Origin of the sequence: Cellulomonas pasadenensis (genome assembly GCF_047229365.1) — a bacterium.
Lineage (GTDB): Bacteria > Actinomycetota > Actinomycetes > Actinomycetales > Cellulomonadaceae > Cellulomonas.
In genome coordinates, this window is record NZ_JBFTEP010000173.1 from 1 (window position 1) to 6,352 (window position 6,352).

At 75.9% G+C, this 6,352-nt stretch carries 7 protein-coding genes; 3 read left to right on the forward strand and 4 right to left on the reverse strand.

Annotated features, from left to right (window positions below):
• The coding region (locus tag AB6N23_RS16690; RefSeq protein ID WP_412867113.1) for a DUF3000 domain-containing protein at positions 1-536 on the reverse strand (536 nt) is incomplete at its 3' end.
• A 165-nt stretch (positions 537-701) separates the two neighbouring features.
• Here AB6N23_RS16690 and gndA point away from each other — a divergent pair.
• The 3 genes from gndA to cuyB are packed head-to-tail and all read left to right on the forward strand — an operon-like array spanning position 702 to position 4,140.
• A complete protein-coding gene (gene gndA, locus AB6N23_RS16695) occupies positions 702-2,156 on the forward strand; it encodes an NADP-dependent phosphogluconate dehydrogenase (RefSeq protein WP_412867114.1) in 1,455 nt (484 codons plus the stop codon).
• Positions 2,153-3,427 (forward strand): carboxylate--amine ligase, encoded by a 1,275-nt coding sequence (locus AB6N23_RS16700; RefSeq protein WP_412867115.1) that lies wholly within the window; start codon positions 2,153-2,155, stop codon positions 3,425-3,427. The genes gndA and AB6N23_RS16700 overlap by 4 nt, the downstream gene beginning before the upstream one ends.
• Positions 3,424-4,140 carry a cysteate racemase gene (gene cuyB / locus AB6N23_RS16705; protein WP_412867116.1) on the forward strand — a complete coding sequence of 239 codons (717 nt, stop codon included), beginning with the start codon at positions 3,424-3,426 and terminating at the stop codon, positions 4,138-4,140. Before AB6N23_RS16700 ends, cuyB begins: the two co-directional genes overlap by 4 nt.
• A 104-nt stretch (positions 4,141-4,244) precedes the next feature.
• Here the strand turns inward: cuyB and AB6N23_RS16710 are convergent, their stop codons facing one another.
• The 3 genes from AB6N23_RS16710 to cobA form a co-directional block, all read right to left on the reverse strand.
• The gene (locus AB6N23_RS16710) at positions 4,245-4,730 is read right to left on the reverse strand and encodes a hypothetical protein (RefSeq protein ID WP_412867117.1); all 486 of its coding nucleotides are present in this window, start codon (positions 4,728-4,730) and stop codon (positions 4,245-4,247) included.
• Positions 4,727-5,587: a dihydrofolate reductase family protein gene (locus tag AB6N23_RS16715; RefSeq protein ID WP_412867118.1), complete on the reverse strand. Its 861-nt coding sequence runs from the start codon at positions 5,585-5,587 to the stop codon at positions 4,727-4,729. Before AB6N23_RS16715 ends, AB6N23_RS16710 begins: the two co-directional genes overlap by 4 nt.
• A gap of 9 nt (positions 5,588-5,596) precedes the next feature.
• The coding region (gene cobA / locus AB6N23_RS16720) for a uroporphyrinogen-III C-methyltransferase (RefSeq protein WP_412867119.1) at positions 5,597-6,352 on the reverse strand (756 nt) is incomplete at its 5' end.

The following is a 6,352-nucleotide window of genomic DNA, read 5'->3' on the forward strand; positions in this document are numbered from 1 at the left end:
CCCGCCGCGGTGCACAGCAGCGTCGTCCACGCCGTCAGGTGCGGGGCCAGGTCCTCGTCCCACGCCGTCCACGACGCGCGGATCTCCAGCTCGGTCTGCTCCTCGCGCCGCTCGAGCGCGCCGAAGCTCTGCGACAGCACGCGCGTGACCGTGCCGCCGGTGGCGTGCGGGTCGACGCCCGCCGACGTGAGCGCGTCGCCGAACCACGTCCACGCGACCTCGGCGAGCAGCGGGTCGGCGCCCACCTCGGGCTCGAGCGCGGCGCGCACCAGCGTGACGAGCCGGAACGAGCCCTCCCAGGCCTCCTGGCCCTGCGGGTCGTACAGCACCACGAACCGGCCCGACGCCAGGTCCTCGGCCGCGACGGAGCGGCGCGCCGTGCGGACCTCGGCGGTCAGCGCGGCGGAGTAGGGGGCGATGCGGGCGGGACCGGGCACCTCGTCGAGGACGACCTCGGGGCGGACGGGCACCGCGCGCAGCGACCGCAGCGCCCGCACGAACTCGGCGGGGACGTCGTCGGGTCCGGCGGGGGTCACGCCGGTGAGAGTAGGACGGCGAGCGTCGTCTCGACGTCCGGCACGCCGGACGGTGCGCGGCGTTCGTCCGACTAGTCTCGGCTCCCGTCACCGCACGTCCGCGTCGCGGCGCCGGCCCGAGGGCCGGCGGGCGCGGGTGCACCCTCGCGTCGAAGGAGTCCCGTGATGTCTGTCCCCGCGTCTGACCTGGGCACCGCGCAGATCGGTGTGACCGGACTGGCGGTGATGGGCCGCAACCTCGCGCGGAACTTCGCTCGCCACGGCTACACCGTGGCCGTGCACAACCGCACCTTCGCCCGCACGCAGTCGCTGGTGGCCGAGCACGCCGCCGACGGCACGTTCGTGGCGACCGAGTCCATGGCGGACTTCGTCGCCGCGCTCGAGCGCCCGCGCAAGGTCGTGATCATGGTGAAGGCCGGCCCGGCGACCGACGCGGTGATCGACGAGCTCGTCCCGCTGCTCGAGCCCGGCGACATCGTCGTGGACGCGGGCAACGCCCACTTCCCGGACACGGTCCGCCGCGAGGCGGCGCTGCGCGCGCTCGGACTGCACTTCGTCGGCACCGGCGTCTCCGGCGGCGAGGAGGGCGCGCTCAACGGCCCGTCGATCATGCCCGGCGGCACGCGCGAGTCCTACGAGTCGCTCGGCCCGATCCTCGAGGCGATCTCGGCCAAGGTCGACGGCGTGCCGTGCTGCACCTACGTCGGCCCCGGCGGCGCCGGCCACTTCGTCAAGATGGTGCACAACGGCATCGAGTACGCCGACATGCAGCTCATCGCCGAGGCCTACGACCTGCTGCGCAACGGGCTCGGCGCGTCGGCGAAGGAGATCGGCGAGGTCTTCGAGGCCTGGAACACGGGCGACCTCGAGTCGTTCCTCATCGAGATCACCGCCGACGTGCTGCAGCACGTCGACGCGGCGACGGGCCAGGCGTTCGTCGACGTCGTCGCCGACGCGGCCGAGCAGAAGGGCACCGGCCGCTGGACGGTGCAGAACGCGCTCGACCTCGGCGTGCCGATCACCGGCATCGCGGAGGCGACGTTCGCGCGCGCCCTGTCGGGCTCGGCGCCGCAGCGCGCCGCCGCGCGCGGCGTCCTGCCGGCCGACACCGTCGAGTGGAACGTGCCCGAGCCGGGCCGGTTCATCGAGGACGTCCGCCTCGCGCTGTACGCCTCGAAGGTCGTCGCGTACTCGCAGGGCTTCGACCAGATCGCGGCGGCCTCGCGCGAGTTCGGCTGGGACATCGACCGCGGCGCGATGGCGCGCATCTGGCGCGGCGGCTGCATCATCCGCGCGAAGTTCCTCGACCGGATCACGCAGGCGTACGAGCGCGACGCGGACCTGCCGCTGCTGCTCGCCGACCCGTACTTCACGGAGGCCGTCGCGAACGGCGTGGCCGCGTGGCGCCGGGTCGTCGCCGCGGCGGCGACGCACGGCGTCCCGACGCCCGCGTTCTCCTCCTCGCTCGCGTACTACGACGGCGTGCGGGCCGAGCGCCTGCCGGCGAACCTCATCCAGGCGCAGCGCGACTTCTTCGGTGCCCACACCTACCGCCGCGTCGACCGGGAGGGCGTCTTCCACACCGAGTGGTCGCTCGACCGGTCCGAGACCGCCGAGTGAGCGGCCGTCGTCCCACGGGCGCGCAGGTCCCGCTGCCGGACCTGCTGCCCGTGGTCCTCGGCGGCGACATCGGCGCGTACAGCCTCGCGCGCACCTTCCACGAGGCGTACGGCGTCCGGTCGGTCGTCGTGCCGTCCGTGTCGACGGGGCTGACGCGGCACTCGCGCATCCTCGACGCGGTCGTGGAGCCGGGCATCGACGACGGCCCGACCGTCGTCGCCCGGCTGCGGGCGGTCGCCGCGCAGCACGCGGACCGGCGGCGCATCCTGCTCGGCAGCGCCGACTGGCTCGTGCGGACGATCGTGGAGAACCGGGCCCAGCTCGAGGACCTCTACACGATCCCGTACGTCGACGTCGCGACCCTCGACCGGGTCACGGACAAGGTGCTGTTCGGCGAGCTGTGCGCCGAGCTCGGCATCGACCACCCCGCGACGGTCGTGCACGACGTCCAGGCCGGCGGCACGCCCGACACGTCGGGGCTGCGCTTCCCGGTCATCGCCAAGGCGGCCGACACCGCGGCGTACCACCTCGTCGAGTTCCCGGGGAAGAAGAAGGTCTTCACCGTCGACTCGCCGGCGGAGCTGGCGGACCTGCTCGAGCGCGTGCGCGTCTCGGGCTACCAGGGGCGGTTCGTCGTGCAGGACCTCATCCCGGGCGACGACTCGGGCATGCGGATCCTCACGTGCTACGTCGACGCCGACGGGAAGGTCCGCTTCTCGGCGTTCGGCCACGTGCTGCTCGAGGAGCACACGCCCGGTGCGCTGGGGAACCCCGCGGGCATCGTCACGGGTCACGACGCCGAGATCGCCGACCAGGCGCGGCGCCTGCTCGAGCACCTCGGCTGGCGCGGGTACGCGAACTTCGACCTCAAGTACGACCCCCGCGACGGGCGCACGGTGTTCTTCGAGCTCAACCCCCGGCTCGGACGGTCGAACTTCTACATCACCGCGGGCGGGCGCAACACGGCCGAGCTGTACGTGCGCGAGCACCTGCAGGGCCTCGACCCGCTGCCGGACGGCTCCGCGGACCACCTCACGGCGCCGCACCTGTACACGGTGCTGCCGATGGGCCTGCTGCTCCGCTACGTCACCGACCCCACCGTGCGGGCGCAGGTGCGCGGGCTGCAGCGCTCCGGCCAGGTGACGAACCCGCTGTGGTACGCGGCCGAGAACCACCCGCGGCGCCTCGCCTACCTGGCGGCGGCGCAGGCGAACCAGGTGCGCAAGTACCGCCGGTACCACCCGTGGCCGGCGCGCGGGGCGGACGCGTGAGCGGCGAGGTCGGGGTCATCGGCGGCGTGGGCCCGGCGGCCACCGTCAGCTTCCTCGACCTCGTCGTCCGGCACACGGACGCGGGCCGCGACCAGGACCACGTCGACATGGTCGTGCTCCAGCACGCGTCGATCCCGGACCGGACCGCGTACATCCTCGGCGACTCCGCGGAGGACCCCGGACCGGTGATGGCCGCGGACGCCCGGCGGCTCGAGGCGCTCGGCGTCGACTTCGTCGTCGTGCCGTGCAACACCGCGCACCACTTCACGGACGAGATGGCGGCGGCCGTCACCGTCCCCGTGCTCAGCATCGTGCACGAGACCGTCGACGAGGTCGCGGGCCGGCCGGGGACGTCGTCCGTGGGCCTGCTGGCCACCAGCGGCACCCTGGCCTCGGGCGTGTACCAGCGCGCGGCGGGGGAGCGTGGCCTGACGGTCCTGGAGCCCGACGCCGACGACCAGCGCGTCGTCATGAGCCTGATCTACGACCAGGTGAAGGCCGGACGCCCGGCGGACGTCGACGCCCTGCGCGGGGTCGCGGCCCGTCTCGCGGACCGCGGCGCCGACGTCGTGGTGCTGGGCTGCACGGAGCTGTCCGTCGTCGCGCTCGAGCACGACCTGCTCGCCGAGCCGCTGTTCGTCGACTCCCTCGACGTGCTCGCGCGGCGCACGGTCGTGCGCTCCGGCCGTCGGCTCCGCGACGCCGCCGGCTGAGCCCCGACGGCCGGGCGCCACCGGCCGGGCGCCACGGCCGGGTGCCGCGGACGCGCGGAGGGCGGGACCGTCACCGGTCCCGCCCTCCCGCACGTCGGGGGTGGTCAGCCCAGCTCGCTCGTCCCGCTGTACAGGTGCAGCACGGGCACGTGCAGCTCGTCGCGGGCGCGCGACGCCCAGTCGGTGTGGAACGTGTCCTCGACCAGGTGCGGGTAGGTCACCACGACGACCTCGCGCACGTCGCCCGCGGCGACGGCCGTGCGCAGCGCGGGCAGCGGGTCGTCGTCGGTCACCTGGCCGCTCGCCTCGCGCCCGGCCACGAGGAACGCGGCCACGCTGCCCGCGATCTGCTCCTCCGCCGTCGCACGGGCCTGCGTCCGGCTCGGCTCGCGGCCCAGCGCGCGGTCCCACGCCTCGCGCAGCTCGCCCAGGCTGAGCGCGTCGACGATCCACGGCACGAGCGGCCGGTCGGTGTCGGCGGGCACGAGCACGCGGTAGGTGAGCTCCTCGTCGGCGTGCAGGTCGAGGATGTGGCGGACGTCGGCGTCGGCGAGCGTGTCCTCGGTGAGGACCAGGATGGTGTCGGTCACGCGCCCGAGCCTACGGGCGCGCCCGCCGCGTCGCCGGTCGCGGCGTCGCCGTCCGCGACCGTGCCCGGCGCGCCGCGGCCGGACCGGGCCGCGGCGAGGTCCCAGCGCGCCAGCAGCGTCCCGTCGGCGTGCAGGAGGTGCCGCAGGCGCGCACCCGCCGGCGGGTCGGGCCGGTACGCGCCGTGCAGGAGCCCCGGCGCGCCCGGGCCCGCGAGCAGCGGGGTGGTCGTCAGGCACAGCTCGTCGACGAGCCCGGCGGCGAGCAGGTCGCCGAGCAGCGCCGGGCCGCCCTCCGTGAGCACGTGCCGCAGCCCGCGCGCACCCAGCGCGGAGAGCGCCGCGGCCAGGTCCAGCTCGCCGTCCCGCGCCGGCACGGCGAGCACGCGGTCCGCGCCGACGGCGCGCGTCGCGGCGTCCCGCCCCTCGGGGCCGGTGACGACGAACGGCGGGTGCCCGCCGGGCCGCACGTCGGCGGGCACGTCGCCGCGGCGGGTCACGACCGCCAGCGCGACGTCCGGGGCGCGGCCCAGCGCGGCGCGCGCGTCGCGCAAGTGGTCGGCCACCGGGATCTCGCGGTAGCCCTCGGCGCGGACCGTCCCGGCGCCCACGAGCACGACGTCCGCCAGCGCGCGCAGCACGCGGAACAGCCGCCGGTCGGCCGGGCTGCTGATGGACGCCGAGCGTCCGTCCGGCCCGACCCCGCCGCCGTCGAGCGTGCCGACCATGTTGGCCCGCACGTGCGGCCGCCCCGGGTGCTCCGCGTCGGCGAACAGCGCGAGCAGGTCGGGCTCGCCGTCCCGCGGGGGCAGGACGCCGGCGCGGTCGCGGGGGAGCAGGAGGTCGTAGGTGGGCGGCACGCCGTCAGGCTAGGGGGTCGCCGCCGCGGGGACGCCGCCGAGGACCTCGGCGAGCGCCGCGACGTGGCCGACGACCACGACGGCGGGGTTGCGCACGCCGACCTGCGCGGCGCGGGCCGCGATGTCGGCGACCGTCCCGAGCGTCGTCCGCTGCGTGGGCAGCGTGCCGTCCTCCACGACGGCGACGGGCGTCGCCGGGTCGAGGCCGTGCCCGCGCAGGCGGTCCATGTGGTCGCCGATGCGGGCCACGCCCATGAGCAGCACGAGCGTGCCCTCCAGGCGGGCGAGCGTCTCCCAGTCGGTCGCGGCGTCGTGCGCCGACACGATCGTCACCTGGCGTGCGACGTGGCGGTGCGTCACGGGCACGCCCGCGGCCGCGGGCACGGCGATCGCGCTCGTCACGCCGGGGACGACCTCGACGTCCACGCCGGCCTCGCGGCAGGCCTGGAGCTCCTCGCCGCCGCGGCCGAGGACGAACGGGTCGCCGCCCTTGAGCCGCACGACCCGCTGCCCGGCCTGCGCGCGCTCGACGAGCAGGCGGTTGATCTCGTCCTGGGTCAGCGTGTGCGCGTGCGGCGCCTTGCCCGCCTCGACCACCTCGACCCCGGTCTCGAGCTCCTCGAGCAGCGCCCGCGGCGCGAGGCGGTCGACGACGACGACGTCGGCCTCGGCGAGCGCGCGGCGGCCGCGTGTCGTGATGAGCCCCGGGTCGCCGGGCCCGCCGCCGACGAGCGACACGCGGCCGGGGCCGGCCCGGTGGCGGCG